Source organism: Candidatus Hydrogenedens sp., from assembly GCA_035378955.1.
GTDB lineage: Bacteria > Hydrogenedentota > Hydrogenedentia > Hydrogenedentales > Hydrogenedentaceae > Hydrogenedens.
Window position 1 is genome coordinate 35,724 of sequence record DAOSUS010000006.1, and the last position, 23,968, is coordinate 59,691.

At 37.7% G+C, this 23,968-nt stretch carries 20 protein-coding genes and 1 tRNA gene; 9 read left to right on the forward strand and 12 right to left on the reverse strand.

Going from position 1 to position 23,968, the window contains the following annotated elements:
* The first annotated feature begins 47 nt into the window (after window positions 1–47).
* The 6 genes from PLA12_02460 (at window position 48) to PLA12_02485 (ending at window position 9,629) form a co-directional block, all read left to right on the forward strand.
* Entirely contained in the window at window positions 48–233 is a 186-nt protein-coding gene (locus PLA12_02460; protein ID HOQ31354.1) for a hypothetical protein, read from the forward strand.
* A gap of 58 nt (window positions 234–291) precedes the next feature.
* Window positions 292–891: a leucine-rich repeat domain-containing protein gene (locus PLA12_02465; GenBank protein ID HOQ31355.1), complete on the forward strand. Its 600-nt coding sequence runs from the start codon at window positions 292–294 to the stop codon at window positions 889–891.
* A gap of 64 nt (window positions 892–955) precedes the next feature.
* Window positions 956–4,777, forward strand: a complete 3,822-nt coding sequence (locus PLA12_02470; protein ID HOQ31356.1) for a hypothetical protein — start codon at window positions 956–958, stop codon at window positions 4,775–4,777.
* Between the two features lie 39 nt (window positions 4,778–4,816).
* Complete coding sequence (locus tag PLA12_02475) at window positions 4,817–5,677, forward strand: hypothetical protein (protein HOQ31357.1); 861 nt, start codon at window positions 4,817–4,819, stop codon at window positions 5,675–5,677.
* A gap of 15 nt (window positions 5,678–5,692) precedes the next feature.
* Window positions 5,693–9,331, forward strand: a complete 3,639-nt coding sequence (locus tag PLA12_02480; GenBank protein HOQ31358.1) for a hypothetical protein — start codon at window positions 5,693–5,695, stop codon at window positions 9,329–9,331.
* A 76-nt stretch (window positions 9,332–9,407) separates the two neighbouring features.
* Window positions 9,408–9,629 carry a hypothetical protein gene (locus PLA12_02485; protein ID HOQ31359.1) on the forward strand — a complete coding sequence of 74 codons (222 nt, stop codon included), beginning with the start codon at window positions 9,408–9,410 and terminating at the stop codon, window positions 9,627–9,629.
* Window positions 9,630–9,870: 241 nt separating this feature from the next.
* Here PLA12_02485 and PLA12_02490 read toward each other — a convergent pair whose 3' ends face one another.
* From PLA12_02490 to PLA12_02505, 4 genes are read right to left on the reverse strand one after another with little or no spacing between them, the layout of a single operon-like run.
* A complete protein-coding gene (locus PLA12_02490) occupies window positions 9,871–10,416 on the reverse strand; it encodes a hypothetical protein (protein ID HOQ31360.1) in 546 nt (181 codons plus the stop codon).
* Window positions 10,417–10,436: 20 nt separating this feature from the next.
* Window positions 10,437–12,173 (reverse strand): hypothetical protein, encoded by a 1,737-nt coding sequence (locus PLA12_02495; protein ID HOQ31361.1) that lies wholly within the window; start codon window positions 12,171–12,173, stop codon window positions 10,437–10,439.
* A gap of 15 nt (window positions 12,174–12,188) precedes the next feature.
* Complete coding sequence (locus tag PLA12_02500; protein ID HOQ31362.1) at window positions 12,189–12,815, reverse strand: hypothetical protein; 627 nt, start codon at window positions 12,813–12,815, stop codon at window positions 12,189–12,191.
* Complete coding sequence (locus PLA12_02505; protein ID HOQ31363.1) at window positions 12,802–13,242, reverse strand: type II secretion system protein; 441 nt, start codon at window positions 13,240–13,242, stop codon at window positions 12,802–12,804. Before PLA12_02505 ends, PLA12_02500 begins: the two co-directional genes overlap by 14 nt.
* A gap of 212 nt (window positions 13,243–13,454) precedes the next feature.
* On the opposite strand from PLA12_02505, the gene PLA12_02510 reads away from it, so the two are divergent.
* The 3 genes from PLA12_02510 (at window position 13,455) to PLA12_02520 (ending at window position 16,263) form a co-directional block, all read left to right on the forward strand.
* Entirely contained in the window at window positions 13,455–14,249 is a 795-nt protein-coding gene (locus PLA12_02510) for an HAD-IIA family hydrolase (protein ID HOQ31364.1), read from the forward strand.
* A 347-nt stretch (window positions 14,250–14,596) separates the two neighbouring features.
* The gene (locus PLA12_02515) at window positions 14,597–16,063 is read left to right on the forward strand and encodes a porin (GenBank protein HOQ31365.1); all 1,467 of its coding nucleotides are present in this window, start codon (window positions 14,597–14,599) and stop codon (window positions 16,061–16,063) included.
* Window positions 16,064–16,092: 29 nt separating this feature from the next.
* A complete protein-coding gene (locus tag PLA12_02520; GenBank protein ID HOQ31366.1) occupies window positions 16,093–16,263 on the forward strand; it encodes a hypothetical protein in 171 nt (56 codons plus the stop codon).
* Between the two features lie 248 nt (window positions 16,264–16,511).
* Here PLA12_02520 and PLA12_02525 read toward each other — a convergent pair.
* From PLA12_02525 to PLA12_02560, 8 genes are all read right to left on the reverse strand, one after another.
* Window positions 16,512–16,590: transfer RNA gene (locus PLA12_02525), tRNA-Pro, on the reverse strand.
* Window positions 16,591–16,680: 90 nt separating this feature from the next.
* Window positions 16,681–16,890, reverse strand: a complete 210-nt coding sequence (locus PLA12_02530) for a hypothetical protein (GenBank protein ID HOQ31367.1) — start codon at window positions 16,888–16,890, stop codon at window positions 16,681–16,683.
* A 160-nt stretch (window positions 16,891–17,050) separates the two neighbouring features.
* Window positions 17,051–18,358: a Gfo/Idh/MocA family oxidoreductase gene (locus PLA12_02535; GenBank protein ID HOQ31368.1), complete on the reverse strand. Its 1,308-nt coding sequence runs from the start codon at window positions 18,356–18,358 to the stop codon at window positions 17,051–17,053.
* A 94-nt stretch (window positions 18,359–18,452) separates the two neighbouring features.
* A complete protein-coding gene (locus PLA12_02540) occupies window positions 18,453–20,816 on the reverse strand; it encodes a hypothetical protein (GenBank protein ID HOQ31369.1) in 2,364 nt (787 codons plus the stop codon).
* 50 nt (window positions 20,817–20,866) lie between these two features.
* The gene (locus tag PLA12_02545; GenBank protein ID HOQ31370.1) at window positions 20,867–22,210 is read right to left on the reverse strand and encodes a glycosyltransferase family 2 protein; all 1,344 of its coding nucleotides are present in this window, start codon (window positions 22,208–22,210) and stop codon (window positions 20,867–20,869) included.
* A gap of 104 nt (window positions 22,211–22,314) precedes the next feature.
* A complete protein-coding gene (locus PLA12_02550) occupies window positions 22,315–22,608 on the reverse strand; it encodes a hypothetical protein (GenBank protein HOQ31371.1) in 294 nt (97 codons plus the stop codon).
* Between the two features lie 12 nt (window positions 22,609–22,620).
* Window positions 22,621–23,682: a neutral/alkaline non-lysosomal ceramidase N-terminal domain-containing protein gene (locus PLA12_02555; protein HOQ31372.1), complete on the reverse strand. Its 1,062-nt coding sequence runs from the start codon at window positions 23,680–23,682 to the stop codon at window positions 22,621–22,623.
* A gap of 86 nt (window positions 23,683–23,768) precedes the next feature.
* Window positions 23,769–23,968 (reverse strand): hypothetical protein (locus PLA12_02560; protein ID HOQ31373.1); only part of this gene is annotated, 200 nt, incomplete at its 5' end.

The following is a 23,968-nucleotide window of genomic DNA, read 5'->3' on the forward strand; positions in this document are numbered from 1 at the left end:
AAATTTTATATTAATAAAGGAACAATTTAATTAAAGGAGAAACTACGGTGAAACATGTGCGAATGATTTCAAACAAGCGTCCAGTTTATGCAAGTTGGTCTGATGATTTGTGCTTTATTGCTTTTTTAATTAACAAACTTCTATCATTTATGGGCGGAAACAGTCCCTTTTTCCTATTCATTGAAGATAAGTGCCATATAGATACAAACACAAACACAGGTACTAACACTTAAATGTAAATACAAATATTTTTACATTTACAAAAACCCTTTATATTGAGAGGTTCAAACTATGAGAGTGAAAATGATTTTCAACTTGATAGGTATTTGTATCCTGATAAGTTCAATTTCGGGTTGTTGTTTCTTACAGGGTTCAACGATTATGTTTCCTGATAGGGCATTGGAAACTGCTATTCGTAGTGCACTCGGTAAACCCTTCTTTATTCTCTGTACGGGAGAATTAGATTCCATCACAGAATTAACAGCCCGTGGTATGGGAATTGTAAATTTGAGAGGACTTGAATATTGCACTTCAATGGTTAAATTGGATTTGCGGGACAACAAAATCATCACCATTTCCCCATTGCGTGATTTAAAAAATTTGGTGTGGTTGGATTTGGGAAATAATTATATTACAGATATAACACCTATCGCAGGGATGCGATATTTAGAATATCTGGATATATCCGGTCCGGATAATGATATTCGAAATTGGACACCCTTAATAGCCAATGTAAATGCGGGTGGTTTAGGTCCCGGTGATACAGTAACATTAAGTCCTGAATGGACTGTGAAAGACGATGGAAGTTTTTATGAAGATTTTGAGCCTGTATATCAAACTTTGGTAAATGCAGGGGTTAATGTGATTTTTGCTGAAAAGACAAAACAATAAAATTGTTGGTTTTATATATGTGTAAAATCGAATACAGAAGGGCAATAATTTGGAAGGAGCCCCAATGAATAAACGGAAATACCCATCTATTAGTTTTTTGTTTCATTTTGGATTGCTAACATTAATTCTCGTTTTCGCAAGTGGTTGTCCATTTAAAACGGGATTTGAAGTATCTCCACAGGCGTTGTCCTTCGGAGATAAAGCAATCGAAAAATCTTTGTATATAAAATCATTAAGCAGTTTAGGTATAAAATGGACTCTAACGGAAGTGGTCTGGAATGCAAGCCAAAACCAATGGGTAGAGCAAGATGTCCCGTGGTTAAGTGCGGAACCTACATCCGGACAAACATCTACATCGCAGTTAATTCATGCAAGAGTCTCAAGAAGTGGCTTAGATTCCGGTGAATATAAAGATGTGGGGCTTCAATTTCGTGTTTCAGGAAAAGTTCAAGTAGTAACTGTTTCGATGCAAGTTAGTAGTGCATTATCTGTGACTCCTCAGGTATTTACTATCCGTCCGGGTGTAACCGAAACAACCGTAACTGTTCAGAATGGGGGCACCGAGAGTTTTAACTGGGCTGTTAATTATGTTCCCGATTTAAATAATCCTTCCGTGCGAACTAATATTCCTGCAGATATTTCTGTATCTCCTGCCTTAGGGTCTTTACCAGCAGGAGGTAGCACATCTGTTACGGTTCGTTGGTCAGAATCTTTATCTACAGATTTTGGTTTATTTTTTGAGTCCTCATTGGGAAATCAATTAGTTGAATTCCGTTTTGCTAAAATATGTCCGGAAACAAGCTTTACAGCAGAACCTGCTGAAATAGTTTTATCCGTAACTAAAGAATCGTTAACTTCGGATAGCACTACAACAAATTTACCTGCATCCAAATTAACATTAACGAATCGTAGTAATGCTCAGGCTCAATGGAATTTACAAATTGTTGGACCTACAGGTGTTGCTATTGATAGTATTTCTACTACTCCTTCCGCAGGCACAGTTAATCCCAATGATAAAGTTGAAATATCTATTACTGTTACCAAACCCAAAGAAATTACTTTAGGGGCAGGTCAATATTCCATCATAATAGATACCCGTAGTTGTTTGTTAATAGTACCTATTAAAATCGAGCAGATAAGCCTCCCAAAAATAGCCATTTCTGAACCTCTTCAGGAGACGAACACACGACCGGAGATAATTCCACTGGATGTGCTGGATTTTGGACAGGAAGATGTTCAGAAGGAATTTTGGATTGCTAATGTCGGTCCTCGAGATTCAAAACTATATTTCCGTATTACGCATGAGGATGAGGGAAAAGCCAATCCCGTAATCGCAGATGTTCGACCCGTTGCTGGAGGAGCCAACGGTGAAGATGGCAATCCAGAGGATTTTTATCATCCCGATGAATTAAATCTATTGATTGATGGTGTACAGATTTTAGTTACTATTAATCGAGATAATCTTCAGGAAGATATAGAATACCGCACAATAACCATAACAGCAGTAGACCGCAATCCAATCCTATTCCCCAATGAAGCAACTCCATTAAATGGTGTTGAACCCAAAACAATTAAAGTGCGTGTTGAAAAGCAACCCTTGCGAATTGAAGGGGCATTAAATCGCAGCAGACCTCCTTATGTAATGCGATATGTCTTCTTATTGCGGGATTCATCATCACGGGCTATACCGACAATCACAGCAGCAGACCGTTCTAAAATTAGCCTAACCATATCCGAAGATAGTGTTCCCTTAGATTTAAGAGAAACATCTTACTTCCTTACCGGACCTGAGAATATCAAAGGGAATATGATTATATTGTTAGATTATACAGGCAGTATGTATTATGCGGGCGTGGACAATAAAGAAAATCCGCTATTACCCGGAGAGGCAATAGAAAAAGTAAAGAAGGCGGTTATAGATTTTATTTATGACTTACCTTCCTCCTATCAAATTGCTTTAATGTTTCACAATGACCGTCAGCAAACAAACCGATTAATCCGCTCTTTTACTACGGATAAAGAATTACTGAAAAAGTCCTTAGAAACCTTCTATGTTCCACCTAATTTAATGGGTGCTTCAAATATTTATGATGCTCTTTCAGAGGCTGTAGATAGACTTCTCGCCGAAGACCTTAAAAACCCGTTACCTTTTGATGATGCTGATGTGAAATCTATTGTGTTTATTTCGGATGGATGGGACAATGCCTCTACCATTGATGCAAGTGAGATTAAAGAAAAAGCACACGATAATTTAATCCGTTTATATCCTTTAGGATTTGCTTCTGGAGGTTCTATAAATACAGCCGATTTGATACCCATTGCTAAAGAAACCGGTGGACATTTATATATTGCTAACGATGTGGATAATTTGCTAGGACTTTTAGGTGGGCAAAAATCCTTCGTGCTACGGCCTGACCCGTCCAGTCAACCTAACGATTTAACCTTCTATATTTATAATGAAGGAAAAGACAATTTAGGCTGGCAGGCAGATACTACTAATTTGCCAACATGGGTAACAAATATAGAACCTGTTCAGGGGACAATACCTGCAAGTGGCTATACAAAAGTTACGGTAAGAACAAACCCTGCACTCGCAACACCAGGTGTGGTTGTGAATAAACAAATTTCGATAAGTTCCAACGATGGAAATGGAATCGTCAAACTACAAGGAGTTGCTACCGCAGGAGTATGGGAAAGTATAACATTAGCATTAGAAGATTCAACAGGTCGTATCTGGGAAGAATTAAAAAATCAAGTTGTTTTAACCTACATTACACCCAAACAGCAAGATTTTAAATATACGATTCGATTTGAATATAAACCCGGCGGTGGATTACCTTCCCTGACAGGTATTTTTGAAGAAGATGCCTTTGCCTATATTGGTGATGTGCGTGCAGGTCAGTTATCATTAGTTACTTCGGGCTTGTTTTATGGGAATGACCCGGATAATTCAAGTCAAAGAACCTGGCAGGCGGAAGTATTTGTCCGTGCAGACTACATACCAAGAGATGTCTATTTCTTAAGAACGCGATACTTCTTACAAAAGCCGTCCAATATAACAGATGACCAATGGAACTTGCTACTCGCTAATGTAAATATGAAGGTTGAATTAGCCGAAGATGGGCTTATCAATTCTGAGGGTGGTTGGCGATTTATTAATGAAGGTGATGGAGTGTATCTACTGCTAAATTCTGAAGATAAAGCTTTCCAATATGGTGCCTTTGGTAATCTATTTAAAATTACAATCAAGGGTTTAGATGCGTATGTCCAATCCTTTGGCGATGCAGAGCCCGTCTTAAATCTTGCTATGCGAGTTGACAACGAATCTTTGGTGAATCCTGGAAGTGTAGGACAAACTTCGCGGACCAAATATTTCCTCTATCCCGGTGGTCCTACCTACATAGATGGTTTCCTCCCTATTACTGTATCAGCAAAAGTTGCTGGACCCTCTACAACAGTTGCAGGACTTGCGGGATTGCCTTTTGACCCCGAAAGTGCGGGTGTCTGGGATAATGATAAAGATGGTATTTCTGATTTTCAAGACCCTGTTCCTAACAACAAAAACATTCCAGGAAAACTTGTAATTCCCACACGATTAGATGTCCCTGTAAACAACAGTTCTATTTCATTTACCATTCGCAATAACCGATTGGACACATTTAATTGGCAAATAACATCTCATCCGACATGGATTACAGATATTAAATATGGATTGCTTGGAAATTCCGATACTCCTGATTCCGAATTAGCACCGGGTGAATCTGAGAAGGTTACTTTATTTATTGACCGTACAGGTTTTACCCCAGGTACCCTTGTTACAGGGAATTTGCTTATCGGAACAGATATCTTCGATACAGAAAAGGTAGAAATTACAGTAGCAAATTAAATAATAAATTTATAAGATATGAAAGACAGGAGCCTTCGCATGAGGCAAAAGATGTTAATAGTTAAAATTATCGCTTCCATTTTAATCGTTCTAACTATAACAGGGTGCCCATGGGTCAGTTTCTATGTGGAACCGGAAACGGTGACCTTTGGGGAAACTTCTGTGCGAGAAACTATCCGTATTGTATTTAGTAAAAGTGGAAACTGGTCATGGGAAGCAGAGACATCAAACACCTGGTTAAAATTATCAAAGGATGGTGGTATAACCAGTGCCAGTAAAATAGAAGGTTCCTTATCTGGAGGAAAAGTCCAGCAATTAGATTTAATTGCAGACCGCACAAGTATTCCAAATGGTACCAGCATAGGAGAGGTGATAATTAAAGGTGTAGGAGATACAAAGAAGGTTACTGTAAGCATTACCAAACCCGGAACAGTTAATATATCAATTAGTCCTCTTTCTCTGGATTTCGGTACAATTACAACAGAATTAGAAGCAAACATAGCTAACCAGAGTACAATAAAAACAAATTGGGGTGTAACCATTCCATCCAATGCAGGATGGCTATCTGTCACGCCCGCAAGTGGAGAAGTTCCTGCTGGTCAGAGCGTAACTTTAAGATTCCGTGTAAATCGAAGCGGTTTAGCAGTCGGTGTCTATCAAACCACAGTAAAAATAACCGCCGGTTCTCAGGAAATCTCTCTACCTGTAACTATGGAAGTTTCTGCGTTGAAGGTAACGCCCAACGAAATGCAATTCGGTCTGATAGAACAGCAAGCACAGCAGACATTAAAAGTTTCCAATTTAGGAACACAGCAGGTATCCATACAGATAGAAGTAGCATCAGAAGCCCAATCGTGGCTATCTGTTCAAAATGCGCAGTTTAATATTCCTCCTTCCTAGTCGGTAGATGTCCCTGTGATTGTAAATCCTGCAAACTTATCTTCCAATGATTATACAGGCACACTTCAGGTTCGGGATACGGCTACCAATTATGCCATTTCAGTAATCGTTCGGATGCGGACGCGAGCATTAACTGTAAACCCTAATTTAATAAACTTCGGAAAGATTCGCGAAATACAAACGCAGACCTTTACCATCAATAATTCCGCACCGGTAGCATGGCGTTGGACCTCAGATATCCCAAATGCCTCAAATTGGTTGAGAATTACCCCTACCAGTGGGAACATTGATGCAGGTGGAAGTCAAACGGTTACGGTTGAAGCAAACCCGACAATATTACGACCCGGTGAATATCAGGGAAGTATTACTATAAATTCCAGTTGGGGTTCCTCTGTACTTAATGTTCAAATGGAGGCATCACGAGCCCCGAAACTGATAGTCCTTCCTACGGAGATTAACTTTGGTGAAACTCGTTCTGAGGAAACACTGGCTATCTGGAACGATGGTGAAGAAACTATTGCCTGGGAGATTGATACAACACAATTCCCTGCATGGTTAAGTATTACACCGATAAACAATCAAGGTATTGCTTCTGGTCAGGTAAGTGGTTCTCAAACGGCAACTTTAAAGGTAAAAGTAAATAGAGCCTTAGCCAATGAATCTGAAGGACCCACTTATCAGTATTCATTTGAAGTAAAAGGGATTGCTGTAGAATCGGCGACAAATCTATCTCCTGTTCCTGTTCAGACCAGTATGTCTGTTCCTCAAATACCTGAAGTTACCGTAATAGGAGAAGGAACGGATAATAATGGTATACCTTTCCTTAACTTCGCATTTGAAGAAATCGAACAGGAGTTTGTTATTCAAAATACCGGTAAAGGAACTTTAGAATGGCAGATATTAACGACAGGTATTCCTGGCTGGATAACTGGTATCAATCCCACTCAAGGTTCTTTAGAGAAAGGGAAAGAACAGAGGATAAAGGTATCTGTTAGTAGAGATACTTTGACTTATTTAGGCGCATCCTACGAGTTAATTATCCAAACGAATGACCCTGAAAATCCTGTTGTAAAAATTATTATAGAAATTCAGGTTCCGAAGAAAATAATTATTGGGGCACAACCTTCTTCCTTGAATTTTGGAGCCGGTGAAATACTAAAAACCTTTGATGTCGCAAATCTGGGTGACCCGGGAACGGCACTGGATTTCCTATTGATACCTAACAAAGATTGGATTTCTGTATTTCCGGAATCCGGCTTGAGTTATGGTACAGCAGGACCTCTTAAAGAATGGAAGGAAATTTCTGTTTCTATTGACCGTGAAGGTTTAGATGGAGCAAATGCTTCAGGACAAATAAAAATTATAGGTAGAAAAACTGTAAACGGTGTTAAAGTAATTGATGAAACAATTGCTCCTGTTTATGTTACCATAACTGCTTCGGCTCCTACACTAACAGTAGAGACAGCACCGCCAAATCTACGAATACCCTCGTTAATACGATATGTTATGACACTTCGCGATGTTCAACAACGCGCTATATCTTTACCCGAAGCATTTCTTCCCACACTTGCAGACAAATTCGTAATTACAGAAGATGACCTGCCCTTAGATATTCAAGAATCCAGTCGTTTTCTTATACCTATGGTGAAATCAGAACGATTGGTTCAGCATAAGGGCACCATCCTAATCTTGTTGGATGCTTCCGGAAGTATGTTTGAATCTGCCAAATCTTTGGAAGAGGAAGAAATTTCGGGAGCCAATGACCCTATTCGTGAGTTGTATGTGCGTACATTGCCCGCATTTATTGATGATATTCCTGATAATTATCAAATAGGGATTGGTGTATTCAATGAACGAGAATGGTCTGGTAGTTCTGTGCGTATGTTAGTAAATAACGATGGCGAGCCTACCTTTACCTTTAATAAAGATATTGCAAAAAATAGATTATTAAGTATGCAAGTCATTGACCATGGTGCTACCACATTACTCCCTGCGATAGAGAGTGGTGGCTTGGAAATGGTATATGCCGATGGGGACCATATCCCCTTTGATATATCTGATGACCGTATTATGTTAGTAATCACCGATGGAAAGTTAACCACTCCACCGGGACAAATATCCCCTGTAGTAGATTTTCTGAAAGGTGCTCGTGCAAGACCCTTCTTTCTCTGCTGGGGTGAAGATGTAAATAAGAATATATTAATTCAATTGATTGAGGAAACCGGGGGACATTTGTATTCTACCCGAAATAAAAACACACAAGAAGTAGATAGTGTGGGAAGACCTATTTCGAAACCCTTACTTTCCACATTACAAGATTGGCTTGAAATGGATGTAAACGACCCGTGCGACCGTTCGATTGCGAAGGATATTCAAAGCCAATTACTCTTCGAATTCGTCGCCCTGAACCAGATGTCTGGTGCTACTGTGCGTATAGACCTTGCCTTTAATTCCCCGGCGGATGATGGAACGCCATGCCTACCCGACCAGGGAGATATATCTACTGCCTTTGGTCATACACAAATTGATTTGCTGAAATATGCCAATGATGTGCGTTTGGGACAAATTAAATTGCTAACTGATGGGATAGATACCAATTCACAAACTGTTGATGTAGTCGTTTATGCAGATTATATTCAACGGAATATAAATTCCCTTCAATTTTCTGTAAATCCTGTAGGTGGAAACCCTGCCATGACCATGTCAGTGCGTCAACCTACATTAGCAGAAGGAGGATTGATTCCTGATTGGAATTTTAATCAGGTGGGCAATGTGCTACAATTTTCGTCCCCCGATAATCAACCGCTGGACTATGGTGCTTTTGGTTCTCTATGTGTTTTACATTTCGAAAACGCAACACAACCGTTCCAATTACAATTTGATGTAGTCTTCCCGCAAATAACAGCAAATCCAGAGTCAAAGTATTTTACACACCCAAATTTATTTGAAGTAAAAGAGCAACCCAATCTAGCACCATCCAATCCCTATCCTCGATTAGAAACGCAACCTGCGATGAGTGATGAATATGTTATTAATCTTCCCGATGATACCTACGATTTGGTTGTAAACATCTATAATGATGGTGGTAGTCATCGTCCTACATCTGTTGGCTTATACTGGGATGTTGAAGCCTTGACAGGTGATTTCTTTGGGAACATTGTAAAACCGGATGAAGAACTTCGTATCATCTATGAAAATGGAACTCCTTATGAATTACATATTCCTATTGAGCGTGGAGAACTGCTCCCAGGTACATATTTGGGAATACTGCAATTCTCATTTGATTCCATATTCAATAACCCCATAACACGGTTTGTTTTTGTCTATTGTACGATACAACCACCTGAAATAACGGTTATCCCCACTGAATTGAACTTCAATTCTCCTAATACAATAGAAGCGCAATCCTTTATCATCAGGAATACAGGACAATCTACGCTTTCATGGAGTTTTGACCGATTAGCCTTGCCGACAGAGGGCTATACTTTCTCTAAGTTAGCCGGTTCTGTTGGTCCTTATGCTGAAACAGGAGCAGAAGAGATTGTTACTATCACAGTTAACAAAACTCAAATTTTTGATTTTAACCCTGTTATCCCGATTGTAAGTAATGCGGTTAACGGAACTGTCAATTTAGTTATCAATGTAAGCAAATAGGGTTTATAATATTTAAGTGTTTTGGAATGAAAAGGGATGATGCTTTTGTTTACTTATATACAGGTTAAGTTCTGAAATGAAAACTATACTTATTACTATATCGTTAGCCATTTTGTTTGCTTTAATTTTGGGCTTTATCTGGGTATGTATCCATTTATTAGCCCGTTATCGTTTAGGTGAACGAAGCGGGAAAGCCTGTGAAATTGCTGGAAATACTTCGGAACATTGTTGTCAATATATCGAACAATGTCCTGAAGAAATTCGTAGAAAATGCAAACATGCGGTGATAAAGTCTTAATCCTGTTCTAATAGATTTGTTCTTTATGAAACTGGGACTATCAAAAAAAGAAAAATGGGTTCTTTTTATAATTGCCCTTATGATGATAGGTTCTTTAATACTCCGTCGTGTTTTCCATCTTTTCCTTGTTTATTTCTTTTGATGGAATCCTTTTCATTCTGCTAAAAAATCCAATGTGAATCCAATTTTGCTGCGAAGTAATAGTTAGGGATTTTTAAGAGTTTTTATTCTGGATAGGGAATTATAATCCGAGGGCTTTTTTTGCGAAAAGGTATTCTTGAGAATCTTCTGGAAATCTTTTCATCATTTCTTCATGTATCCAGATTTTACCTTTATAGTCATTTACTTCCTCATAACAAGAAGCCAATTCTGGATATATAGATTTAATACCTTCCCAATCAGGATAATCAATAATAATTCGTTCATAATAAGGAATAGCATTAGCACAATCCATTTTTTTCATTTTATAAAGATTTCCTATTGCAGACAGATATGCTGGTGTATTTGGGTCCTGAGGATTTTGTTCCAATTGAGAACGATAATGTTCAATTAATTGGTCGGGATTATTTAAATCTTTTGGAGGTTCATTGATAGAAGGTTTTTCAATATCCGCTGTTAGTGTCGGTGTCGTATTTAGGTTTTTTAATGTAGTCTTCTGTGCTTCTAATGCTTCTACATTGCTTGTTTTGCCCCAAATAGCACCAATAATTCCCAGGGTAATTAATATAGCAGCACCTATGAACAACAAATACGATGAAAATGATATGTTTTTCATATATGTACTCATTTTTTAAGTTCCTTTTAAAGTTACAATCCTAATTCACGCCAACCAACTTGCTGTAAAGCTGTAATTGGATAATTAGCAATCATTCCGTAAGGAAGATTGGTCGCCAGAGCCGGGACTTGATAAATATTGGGAACCTGTGAACCCATATCGAAATAACTTGAAACTATCGTTCCCATTACATCTGTTTGCTTTGAAATTTTTATCATATTTTGAGCATAGAAAGCGCCCATGATATCACACTGTGCTGTGTTGCCAATATACATGTTATTAGAACTCATAAGTCCTATAATATTGTTGACAGGAAAGCTATTCAGAATATTGTTGGGATTTCCATTATTGCATGTAACAAGGTCTGTATCTATAGTAATATCACCATAGACAAGTATGGCGGCTTTCCCGCTATAATTAATAGTACGGTCGTTTCCACCACCGGTAAAGGTTAGATTGCCGTTTATGCGTATTTGTCCATTAATTCTTAAAACATTGGTTGACGGGTCGAACCAGATATAATCATGGTCATTCGGCGGCAAAGAAGCAGGTAATGAGCCATTTAAATAAGTTCCTGTTGTTGCATCCCAGAAGATTTTGCTACCCTTTGCGTTTAATATTAAATTCCCATTAAATACTCCATCATTAGTAATAGCAGGGTCTGCCAATAGCACTTGGGAAAAGTAATCCTGAAAGCTATATGGGTTTCCTGTATTAGGATTAATAACCTTTGAGCCATTAGGTTCCCGCCAATCGTCTGTAAGTAGTGGGAAAGCAACCCGATTCCCTAAATCATAAAGTTCATCCCAACCGTTATCGCTAAATACATTCTTAGGAATACCTCTACCACCGTTCGGAATGGTTTGATTTCCTGTCCAGCCATCATTAACAAATGTTCCATCCATCGTTTCTTTCCATCCATTCCCCGGAACATGAGGTTCTCCAATTTCTGAATTGCCTGATAAACCGACCAACCCGCGTTTTACACGGAGTTTGGCATTTAAAGTTTCTACAGTTTCACCATCAAACACCGTTGTAGGCAAGGGAGGAACTCGTTGTTGCAATATACCGGGAACTCCCTGATAATTATTATGGATTAAAGCTGTTCCGCTTAGGTCTAAAGCAGTTATTGCAGGATTTCCCGGTAGGAGGTTGTTTCCCAGAACATGAACAGAACCATGAATACTTACATTTCCATTTATTACATTTCCAATTTGACCATCACCTGCAAATATAGCATTATTCCAAACATTTACATCAGTACTGTCCGTTATAACCTCCAATCGGCGGACGGTTCCATTTTTTCGGGCAAGTGCATATATAGTAACCATATCTACTTCGGATATATCGTCAACAAGGCCATCGCCGTTATTGTCGAAATTGTCACTTTCCCAGGGGATTGCTATTGCGAAATATTGAACCGTTGGGTCGGAGGCTAATGTGCGAGGTGTAACAGAAGGACTATCAAAGGAAGGGAGGATAGGCTCGTTATTCGCATTATATGAAGGTGTCCAGTTTTCAACACCTACCAAACCATCACCTCCTATTTCCATAGAACTTTTGCTTTCCTGAACAGCAGAAACAGCCCCCCAAAATGCATCTCTAAAGTCGGAATATCTATTTTGTTGCAGATTTTGGTTAATGATTTGAACGGAGAGGGTACTTAGCAATGCAATGGCTACCATTACAAAAACCAGGGCTATAATCATTGCCATACCCTCTTCTTTATGGGGAGGATTGGTTAAATATATATTTCGTTTTTTAAACATAGCGAATTTCCTCTTTTATGGATTTCTTGGAGCTACACGCTCTTCTACATTTATTACAAACTGATGTCCACGACGCGATTGACCAAAGGTATCAATATGAACCTGAATGGTATTGTTATCTATCGTGACAAAGAAGCCACGGTCTAATCTCCCGTTCCCATTGGTATCATTAAAAGAACCATCCGTATTTTCTACTTCAGGAGGATTAAATAAATGATTTGCCAGAACAGTAACATTATTTCCCTGAATCATAACCAGTTGATTATCTGTCAATCCGTCATTATTTGCATCCTGTGTATCGCGTTGTATGGTTACAACATTTCCTAATTCAAGGTTTCCGCCTGCATCAACACAGGTACCATTTCCATCCAAATCTGTTGGCATGCGAAATCGCAATATATTTCCCGGCAGTTCATTCCAATTTACACTTTGACGAGAAGCATGGGATAAACGAGGAATTAAAATTTGCAAGGCACGACGGGCTTCGTCTGTGGCTGTTATGGTTGCATTATAATTCTGCACTGTGTCGTTGAGGCTCAGCGAAAGAGTAAATAATGCTCCCATAACAATCGTCATCAGACCTACAGTCATGGTCAATTCAATTAATGTCATACCTAATATATTTCGTTTAGTTGGATACATAAGTCGAACCCCTCTTCGTTATTGTATATCCACGGTCTGTTGTTTGCCATGTTAATGTAACACGCACTTCCAGAGGATTGGGTAAGTTTATGTTGCTAGAAGCAGGCAAAGTAATAGGTGTTCCATCTGCTGTTACGGCTTCTATTTGTAATATAGCATTTGTTCCCGGCAATTTTGGTACATTAGGAAGAAAATTTAATATCTGAGAACTATCTGAACGACTAATTTGGTCTAATATCTCATTGACAACACTCTCTGCCTGCAACCGTTGAGTATGTATTTCACGATTCATGCCCACAGTTACAACAGAGGTAAATATCATACTTAGCACGAACGCTAATATACCCGCAGCAAACATCAGTTCTATAAGTGTCATGCCTTGTTGTTTTTTCTTGCTCTTTTTTAATATCATTAATTGTCGAAACATTTATAAACTCCAAATTACAATAGATTGGTAGCAATTATTATGCCATAATTAAATATAATAGTTATAAAATGTTGATAATTAGTAAGTTATAAATAATAAATGGAAAATTTTGTATAAGACTTGATTAAAAAAGTGTGGAATATTCCACAGTTAAAATTGTGTAAATATTTGAAATTTCGCAATAGATTTAGAATTAAATTGGAGATAAAAAAGTGAAGAAAATAGAAGAAATACAATGTTTCCTTTTAGACATGGATGGGACAATATATCTTGGGAATCGAATTATTCCTGGTGCAACAGAATTTATTAACTATTTAAAATCATCTAATAAAAAATTTTTGTTTTTCACAAACAATCCCACAAAAGATGCGGAGCAATATCAAAAAAAATTAGAACTATTAGGGATTCAAGTTTCTAAGGAACATATTTTAACCTCAGGAATGGCTACCCTCGAATTCTTAAAAAGGAATACGAATTATAAAAATCTTTTTACGGTTGCTCCCCCTTCTTTTGAAAAGGAACTTATTCGTGCTGGATTTAATCTGGTTCAAGAGAATCCTGATGCAGTTCTAATTTCTTTTGATATTACCTTGACCTATGAAAAATTAAAAAAGGCAACCCATTACCTCTTACAGGGATTGCCTTATATTGCTACCAATCCTGACCTTGTTTGTCCAACAGAAAATGGCCCTATTCCTGATTGTGGTTCTATTGCGAGATTACTCCATGCGAGTACAGGTAGAGAACCCCGATATATCGGAAAACCTAATCCCGAAATGATAGAAATGGCTTTGAAAATATTAAATATGCAACCCCAATACACAGCTATGGTTGGTGACCGATTATATACAGATATGGAAATGGCATATCGTGCAGGTGTAACATCTATTCTTGTTTTGTCCGGTGAAACAACGCCAGAACAATTAAACAAAGTAGAAAGAAAACCCGATTTTATTTTCCCCTCCGTAAAAGAATTACACTTTGCTATAAACACCAACCGAATATAGTATAGTATCTACTTTTATATTTATTCCTATCTTTCCACTCTCTTTGAGGTGTTGTGAAGTCCTTTATCTAAAGGATAGATAAAACTTATGTTGTATGTTTTTAATTAATTTAGGTTTTTACTCTGAAATTTTATTGATAATATTGATAAAGGTATATTGAAATATTTAACAATTTTATACGATTTTTTACCAAATATACTGATTGTTTTATCGTTAAAAATAATTCAAAAAAACTATTCTTTTAACATTGTAATTATATACAGAACAATGATTTATGCTTTTATTAAATATAGGTTTCCTTTTTGGCATAGTTTATGATAATATAAATTTAAAAAAGGAGTTTGACCATGGGATATAGCAAAAAGATATTAGTTGTAATGATGTCTGTTATTTTTTCTTTCTCTGTAAATCTTGCTTTTACTGATGATTCTAAAGAAAATCCAACGCAAAGAGAAGCAGAATTAATGCAAAGGATTGAAACACTTGAAAAGAAAGTTCAAGAGTTAGAAACTTTATTAAAAGGAAAAGAACAAACAGTATCCCCTACGAACTCCACTGAAAATATACCTACAAAAGAAAGTTCCCCTGCAGAAAAAACGGAAGTTAAAAAAGAAGAAAAAAATTCTAATGAATTAATATCGCAATGGAAAGACCGATTATCTTTTAAAAATCAAGATGGTTCCTTTGAATTACAAGTAGGTGGTAGACTCCAATTAGATTGGGCTTTTTTTGATAACAATGGAGATTTAGTTTCTGTGTTTGGTGAAGAGGATGATGGTACTCAGTTTCGCCGTGCACGGATTGATTTTTCAGGAAAGATATATGAATCTGTTTTTTATCGGATGGAGTTTGATTTTGCAGGGGATAAAGATATGGAAGGTCGAGCCAAATTTACAGATGCATATATAGGTATTTCGGATATTCCATATATAGGCAATGTTCAAGTAGGTCATTTTCGAGAACCTTTCGGAATGGAACGATTGACAAATTCGAATTACAATACCTTTATGGAACGAGGATTTAATGATGTTTTTAATCCAAAGCGGAATGTTGGAATAATGTTATTTAATTCTCACTTGCAAAACAGACTTATTTGGCAAGCAGGTATATTCAAAGAAACGGATGATTTTCCATCAGATAATGATAGCGATGATGACCAGGGATATGCAGTTACGGGTCGTGTAGTAGGGCTTCCGTGGTATGAAGATAATGGAAGAAAACTTCTGCATTTAGGTTTAGCCTACAGTCATCGCAATCCCGATGGTGCTCCATTCCGCTATCGCACGAACCCTGAATGTGCCCTTGCCTTTTCATATCTGGATACTGACCGATATGCAGGGTTCCGAATAGCAGATGCCGTTGCGGACGATGTTGATTTGATAGGAACGGAATTTTTGTGGATATATGGGCCATTCTCTGTCCAGGCAGAGCATGCCTTATCTTATGTGGATACAAATTTTGGTGGAACAAGAGAATTTCAAGGAGGATATGTCTATACCAGTTATTTCCTTACAGGTGAAAATCGGACATATAACAATAAAATGGGAACTTTGAGTAGGATTAAGCCCAATAAAAACTTTTCTCCTAAAAAAGGTTCCTGGGGAGCATGGGAATTGGGTTTACGATATTCCTGGATAGATTTAGATAGCGGGATGATTCGTGGTGGAAATGAACAAGATTGGACTTTAGGATTAAATTGGTATCTCAATCCCAATACCCGAATCTTCTTAAATTATACCCTTGCCAATATAGACCATGACTTATATGATGGTAATTTAGGTATTCTTCAAACACGTTTCCAAATAGACTTTTAATTTTATATAGAACTAAAAAGGAGTAAAATATGAAACATATCCAAACAACCACCTATTCAAAAATTGTTCCCCAACAAGCAGATTCCACACTTGAAAAGCAACAACAAATAGAGGTATGGAATAACGGTATTAAAATGTTAGGAGCACTATTTGACTTAATTGTAAAAATTCTGGATAAAGTAAAAAATACATCAGAGTAAAACTCAAAATTTTTGAATTAACAAATTACCTTTAATTAGTATATCGTTATTTTGCTATCGAGTATTTGTAGATAAAAAATGGACATAATATAATTGCTCTTACAGATAATCTATAAAAACAAATGTAGAAGTAGAAAATGGATAGTGATAACGAATATATTTAGAATGGTGAAATTAAAGTGTAAAAAAGGTGAGGAAAGGTTTATAAAGACTTATTTATATTTGGTTTAATTTTGCCTTGAATCCAATGGTCGGGGTGAGTGGATTTGAACCACCGGCCTCTTGGTCCCGAACCAAGTGCTCTAAACCGGGCTGAGCTACACCCCGATGATTACTACTTGTTAATAAATAAAAAAACACCTCACCCTGCCCTTATATAAAAATATAAATTTGAGCTCTGAAGTTTTTGTATGGTGATTAATAACGAGCAACGGTTATATCGGCTCCACCTGCAGCAGAACCACCACCGCTAAGTCCTGCGATACCACCTGTACCACCAGCACCGCCAGCAAGACCTCTTACCTGCCTCACTTGTGTCTGCTGTGTGGAGGATGTTCCGTCAGCAAATGCAACCATGGTGCAAAGGGCTAACAGAACCACGAGTGTTAATGCGACTAATCTTTTCACTGCTTATCTCCTTATTGTTAGAGATGTTTTTGTTATTTAATTATACCTGCATATTCAACTATTTTATTATATATTACCATATTTAAAACCTAATGTCAAGTTATTTTTTAAAAATTTTGGGGATATGGATTTTAGCCATATCCCCAAAAAAAATCAATAATTATGCAGTAGGTTCAAAGCCTTCTCTGTATTTTTCGCGTTTAACCAATTTATTCGCCTCTTCATCTTTGAAAGACAGTGTTTTCGGGTCAAATTCTAATGAGCGTCCCACGCGATATGCAATGTTACCTAAATGACAATGCACGCATGATATATGAGCATCATACGGAGTAACCGGTAAATCTTCTTCCTTACGAGAGCGAATGGCACGGAAGAAACGGTCCCATTTATCTAAATCTTCAGGTAATGGGTCGTTTACAGGAATGGGTTTATTTTTATAGTCAAAGAAACCTTTTCTACGGACATAGTAACCATCTGTCCCGAAGAAACTATTGCCACAATCGCCGCCATCGGCTTCCTGGAAGGAGCCTAAATTGCGAACTTCAAATGTAACCATAGAACCGTCTTCATAAGTGAATGATGTTGCCTGAGTGTTCGGTGTTTGTCCATCATCATCCCAACCATATCTTCCACCGGTGCTATATACCTTGATAGGCAATCCACGATTATGACCCCAGCAGGCTATATCCATTTCATGTACACCTTGATTACCAATTTCTCCGTTTCCATATTCCCAGAACCAGTGCCAATCATAATGCACATATAAACCGGGTTTATCTTTGCGGTCTTTATTTTTCATAAAGGGATGGTCGGGTGATGTTCCCTGCCATAATGTCCAATTTAAATAATCGGGCGGTGTTCCTGGTTCACCATGACCTATGGCAAAACGATTTCCGTTTTTATATACATAACCTCGGGAATGCATAATTTTACCAATAAAACCTTTATGGATTAATCCCATATCGCGAATTAAAGTATTATCGGAGCGACTTTGTGTTCCGTGTTGGACAATACGGTTATATTTTTTTGCTGCTTCTACCAATTGGGTGCCTTCCCAGATGTTATGGGATAACGGTTTTTCTACATATACATCTTTACCTGCTTTGCATGCGACTACGGTTATCAGGGTATGAGTGTGATTCGGCGTTGCAATAGTAATAGCGTGCACATTGGGGTCTTGCACAGCTTCACGAAAATCTTCATAAGCCTTTGGGGCTTTTCCCTGTTTCGAGCCTACTGCTGAGACTATACGTTCCAGAACTCGTTTGTCTACATCGCATAGAGCAACGATTTCCGCTTCATTGGTTTTTCCTAAAATGTCTTTAATATGACTTCCTCCTTGTCCATTAAATCCTATGGTGCAAATTCCAATACGGTCATTAGCACCAAAAACTTTACCCGCAGCCATTGTTCCGGCGACTAATACAGCCGTGCTTTTTAAAAAACTTCTTCTTGATAAAGGTTGCATTGTAAAATCTCCTTGTTATTTAGGTTCAAAAAGAAATATGTTTATCTATTATACTAAATAAAAAAGACTATTTTCATTAAATTTGGTTTCGTTTTTATTGGGGTTGGAAAAATAGGAACACAGTTTCTCCACTACCTAATGAGAGAAGGAGCGTTTCCCGTTCGAACCATTTTTGCTCAGGTTGAAACAAATTTTCAATGTTTAAAAATTGATTGAATTGCAAAATACGGTCTCCGATTCCTTTTGTATGAAGAACCAGCATGTTTGTTCCTACCAATAGTGTGTCTTGTGTTTCAACACTTCCTTCGGCAATAGCCGTAGGCACTTCAAGGATAGAAAGAATTTCACGCATAGCAAGGTAATTTACCGTAGGTTCTGCATAAAAAACGGAGACCCACTTATCATTTATGGTTTTAACTGCAATGCTGGGTTTGCTATTCGATTGATAGCGAGCAATTACATCAGCATTTTCATCCTCAATATAAAATAATGGCGAAATAGATATAGGTTCCCCAAAAACCTCCCCTTTGTTTAACCATCTTCCTTCCAAACCCAGAACGGAACCTGCTATTGTATCTGCCTCAAACAATTTTACATCCATTTGGGTTAATTGATGAACCAATTCTGCATTATCCGAATCTTTCCCCCATGTAGGCAGGTAATACCATATAACTATAGACTTATCTGTTTCAAATATACGGTGTAAAATTTGGATTTCTTTTTCTGTTGGTGGGTAAAGATTAAAAATAAAATATATTAATTTTTTTGGGATTCGTTCATCCAGTAAATCTTGCATGAGATAAAATTCTATAGGTAGCCCTACTTTCAAAAGTTGGTCTCGAACATTTGCAATACTTGATGAATAAAATTCAATTCCTTTAGGTGTCAGCAGGTGCATAGCTCGCTCATCTATAATCATAGCCAGAGGTTCCCACAGGATATTTTCTAATGGAACTATAGCAGGATATTCTGTTTGCACCTCTTCTGTGTTAAATTTTCCAACCTGTAAACGGGGCAGTGTGTTATCTTCCGATGTTAAATTATCATTAGATACGCCATGTATCCTTCGTGGTTGAAGTCTCAATTTTTGCAAACCACCCCCTTGAGTAAAGATTCGAGTAGAAATTTGTATCATTTTTTTAAACAAATCCCACTGCTCTATATCTAAAAGCCATCCTTTTCCTTCCGGGTCTGTCCATATCAAACCTGCATTATGAACAATCGCCAACCCCATATTTCTCTTTTGAACGGCAAAAATATTTTCTGCCCGAATTCCTTTTACACGCACAATTTGTTGGGTTGAAGCATCATAAGAAATACCGGTTCGCGTATCATCGAAAAGGAGGACATTTTTCCCATGAAGGGAAAGAGTTTCTATTGTACCTGCGGGTCCTCCGGATTCCCCCAATCCACGGTTTATGTAGGATATAGGAAGAATAAAACCATCTACATCACTTTCTAATATTGAATCTAACGAAAATTGCCCTGTGGCTGTGTCTACTGTTTCCATATTTAATCCAAACGGGATATAAATCTTTGCCTTTGTATCTTTGAGTAACTGCCTTAATGTCATGGCACAGAAACCTACGCTATTTGCCAGACTTTCGTTAAAGAAACGACGGTAGTTTATTAGAATACGATGTTCCACAGGATTTAAATAATTGGATGAAGTTGCGGTTTCCTTGTGCAACCCATCAAGGATAAAAGAAGGTTCCAGTGTATCTGTCCCGAATAGTTGAATACGCTCTTCGGAAGAGGGATAGTGATTTTGTATCCACTTGTTAAAACTCGTTAGTGAATACTCTGATTCATCCAGTCCCGGGGAAATCCACCAGCGATTTTTTAAAAATCCTAAGATAAATCCGCCTACCTGTCCACCAATTTTGGAGGAATGAAGGCTGGATACCAGCAAATTGAAAGACTCTTCAATTGTTTTTTTCCATGATGGTGCATTAAAGCATGCGTAAGGTTGAACCTCTCTGTTAACTATCATATTGGCAGATTTCTTTCCCGAAAACCAGGATTCAGGTGGATTAAGGTCCAGATAAATCCAATACTTCCCATGTGGGTCAATCTCATTCATACATTGGAGAATGCGAAACAATTCTGGCAAATCATCAGAGCCACGCCATGGAAATGGAACATCTATAATATAATTAACAACCCCTGCTTCCTTTGCATGCATGAACTCTTTTTGAGCAATCTCACTGCAAGGTTCTCCACCTACATATATAAAAAAAGGAAGCGAACCTTCTTTATCCTGCTGTTTCCCGTTAATTTCTCCTTCCGGAGGGACAGGCGGTAATGGTTTTGTCATCAAATCCTGAAGTGAATATTTTCCTGCGATAGAACCGAACCACCATGAAATACCGATTACAATGATAAGAATAAGGAAAAGAAAAAAATTCCGCCAGAAAAGATTTTTCAAAGTTTGTGTCTCTTTATTTTTTTTCAACATTACCTTATGTCCTTGTTCTTTTTCAGATATTTTGAAATCTTATAAAAATTCTACAAAGGAAGTAAACTTTCAAACTGAAACCAAGCTCCTACATCGTAATTTTTCCCTATTTGTTCTGCTTCCAATATTTTTTTTGCTTCAAATACTATTACGCCTGCAGGCAAATCAAAAGTGTATTTTTTTAATCCTTCCGTTCTAATATTTCCTACAACTTCTCCATTCCATTTTATATCAATATGAATTTCCGTTTTTTCTGAAGAAATATTTCCACATAGAAAAGAAAAGTCTCCTCCTTTATGTTCTATTTCTGCATATTTACTCATGGGAAAGAATTTTTTCCCGTCGATATAAATGGGTTTATACCAACCCTTAACGGGAAGTTCGATATCCGGACAAAATAAAGTTTTTTTCTGTATTAAATGCCAGTAAGGAGGCAAATTTTTATGTTTTTGATTTCTTGTTGCCATTTCTTTTTTCCATCTTCGTGCTTCCGGTATATATCGGATTGCTTCAATCCAAGACTGAATGTGTTTCTGTATCCGCCAGAATTCTGCTTTTCGAATAGCATTACCTAAAGCCTTCATTTCTCCCCATTTCGTCCAGAACAATATGTTAAAAATCTTACTCACAGGAAAATTTCGTTCCATAAGATAAAAACGATTTCGTGTATTCAAAAAATACTTATGTTGAACCTTTTCTGTAGAACCTTCCCAGGTAGCACTGAATTTATGATGAACGACAGCATTCGGGCAGGTTAATATACGATAGCCTGTGTCCCAAATACGCAAACATAAATCCAGGTCGTCAAGGTAAATCGAAAATTCCTCCGGCAAATACCCCGTTTTAGTTAAAACCTCTGACTTTAACCACATAGCACCGCCGCAAATTCCAACAATTTCGACTACTTTATTCCACCGCTCTGTATCTACGCGACCCAGTCCACGGTCCCACGCAGCACCTATGATGGAACATTCCAATCCTACGGAATTTAGGAGCCATGGCTGATTATAAAGGAGCATTTTCGGAGCCAATCCACCAATATCAGGATTGGCTTCAGACATTTCAAGCAAGTTATCAATGCAATTACGCTCTACTTGGGTATCATTATTTAATAAAAAGATATATTTTGCACCGTTCTCAATAGATTTTATAATTCCCCGATTATTTCCCCCCGACCAACCATAATTTTTATCTAAACATTCCACAACCACACGCGGGTCGTTGCAGAACTGTTCTCGCACAAAAGATACGGATTCATCCGTACTGGCATTGTCTAAAAGAACAAACTCTACATCCTCACGCTGACACCCCTCAACCAGAGATGAAAAACATTCTTCCAGATGTTCTTTCCCATTCCAATTTAATATCAAAACACGCACCAAAGGATTGTTCATATCTAATATAGTTGCTCCAATCTCATAAAGGAAGATTATACTATAAAAACCCCTTGTTAATGATTTTGTTTATATTAATAATGGTTTTACGGGCAAGAAATTTTTTAAGAAATTACTTTTTCTATTGCCGATTTCAATGTCTTTTCGGATTCGGGGACAACATGTGAGGCATAGGGTTCATAACCGCCTTCTGTAAAAGATTTTTCAGTACAAATATAGGCCGGTCCACAATCCCCGTAACCTGCTACAAAGATAGGGCGTTTTTCATCGAGTTTTTGTGTATATAATTGAAAATCTACCATAGGCTCACCCGGTAAACTTAGAATGGATATATTTCCCAAGTGTAGGCATGCAACAGGTATCGGTTGTTCGGAGCGGTTTTTCCATGCTAATTCCATAGCGGAATCTATTCAAACATGAGGTTCTTGCTTCGTATCGTTCATAAGTTCTTTCAGATATTCTCTACTATGATGATTTTCATCAGAAGGTTTAAGAGAAACTAAGGTTACTTTAAGTTGTGGTTCAGTAATAATATCTTTTTGTAAAGACTGAACAGATTTTTGCATGCCTTCTAACATTCGTTGATATAATTGTTGGCGTGCTTCTGGGGAACCGTCATTATATTTACCGCAGGCAATATCTCCACCACAACCTGTGAAATAAATGTGAGGAATTCCTTCTTGTTTTTCCATTTCTTCCCGTGCCATACCGGGGAAATCATAACTGGCTCGTGGGTCCCAATAGAAACTTTGGGGATGTGTAGCATAGTAATGCAATCGTGCAATAGGCTTTCCATCCTTTGAAGTAAAACTTAAAGTCCGTAAATAGGGGTCTATCAACCCTTCTTCGGCTTCAATCAATTTTGGGTCTTTACAAGAACTCGAACGAGTTGCTACTTTCCCATCGGGCATAAAAATACGGCGATTTGAGGCTACTTTTTCTATTTTTGCTTTACCAATCTCTATTGAATTGCAAGGAATCAGTTGAGATGTAGCCTTTTCAACGGTTTGTGCAATCCCTCTGAAAATTTCTTCAAAAACTTCGTTTTTAGGGTAGGGAGGTGGATTGGGTATTGTGGCGATAATATCAAAGGCGTCTTCATCACACATCGGAGCCGTATGCTGGTGAACCGTGTGAACAAATACAGCATGAGGTTCTGTTTTAACAGCATTTGCGATTAATTCACACAAACGATAATAGGAACGGTTTGCAATTTCACACCAATCAATCGTACACAATACATATCTCTGTTTTTCTGATTCGATAATCACTCCTTTTGCAAACAGAGGATGTTCAATCGTATCCAGAGGTTTATAACTGGGATACCAGGGTGTTCCTAACGGCGGGGTAGCATCACACTTGAACGGGGCAATCCGTAAGTAAGTATCTGCCGATACTTTTTTCATCCATACTCCCGAGAAGAAAGATAATATTCCTGCAGTTTGTATTTGTAAAAATCGGCGACGATTCATAAGTTAATTCCTTGAGGTTTTTTATGTGTTTATAAAATTTTATAAGACATTTGTTATATAAACTATCTGCTGTAAATTAAATATTTTTACGAAAGTACCTGTTGAATAGTTTCTTTAAGTTTCCATTCTGTAGATGGAGGACAACCTGCTGAAGAAGGTTCATAACCTCCCTGTTTGAAAGACTCTTCCGTGCATATATAAGAAGGTCCACAATCCCCATACGCTCCCACAAATACGGTTCGGTTAGGAGTGCATTTCTGGGCAAAAAGTTGGAATTCTATCATAG

Bases quoted from the DNA above. Each gene is read 5' to 3' on its own strand.
- PLA12_02540 (HOQ31369.1), bottom strand. From the start codon at position 20,816: ATGTTGAAAAAAAATAAAGAGACACAAACTTTGAAAAATCTTTTCTGG.
- PLA12_02470 (HOQ31356.1), top strand. From the start codon at position 956: ATGAATAAACGGAAATACCCATCTATTAGTTTTTTGTTTCATTTTGGA.
- PLA12_02505 (HOQ31363.1), bottom strand. From the start codon at position 13,242: ATGTTTCGACAATTAATGATATTAAAAAAGAGCAAGAAAAAACAACAA.
- PLA12_02555 (HOQ31372.1), bottom strand. From the start codon at position 23,682: ATGAATCGTCGCCGATTTTTACAAATACAAACTGCAGGAATATTATCT.
- PLA12_02495 (HOQ31361.1), bottom strand. From the start codon at position 12,173: ATGTTTAAAAAACGAAATATATATTTAACCAATCCTCCCCATAAAGAA.
- PLA12_02545 (HOQ31370.1), bottom strand. From the start codon at position 22,210: ATGAACAATCCTTTGGTGCGTGTTTTGATATTAAATTGGAATGGGAAA.
- PLA12_02515 (HOQ31365.1), top strand. From the start codon at position 14,597: ATGGGATATAGCAAAAAGATATTAGTTGTAATGATGTCTGTTATTTTT.
- PLA12_02465 (HOQ31355.1), top strand. From the start codon at position 292: ATGAGAGTGAAAATGATTTTCAACTTGATAGGTATTTGTATCCTGATA.
- PLA12_02535 (HOQ31368.1), bottom strand. From the start codon at position 18,358: ATGCAACCTTTATCAAGAAGAAGTTTTTTAAAAAGCACGGCTGTATTA.
- PLA12_02475 (HOQ31357.1), top strand. From the start codon at position 4,817: ATGAGGCAAAAGATGTTAATAGTTAAAATTATCGCTTCCATTTTAATC.
- PLA12_02520 (HOQ31366.1), top strand. From the start codon at position 16,093: ATGAAACATATCCAAACAACCACCTATTCAAAAATTGTTCCCCAACAA.
- PLA12_02500 (HOQ31362.1), bottom strand. From the start codon at position 12,815: ATGTATCCAACTAAACGAAATATATTAGGTATGACATTAATTGAATTG.
- PLA12_02490 (HOQ31360.1), bottom strand. From the start codon at position 10,416: ATGAGTACATATATGAAAAACATATCATTTTCATCGTATTTGTTGTTC.
- PLA12_02485 (HOQ31359.1), top strand. From the start codon at position 9,408: ATGAAAACTATACTTATTACTATATCGTTAGCCATTTTGTTTGCTTTA.
- PLA12_02550 (HOQ31371.1), bottom strand. From the start codon at position 22,608: ATGGAATTAGCATGGAAAAACCGCTCCGAACAACCGATACCTGTTGCA.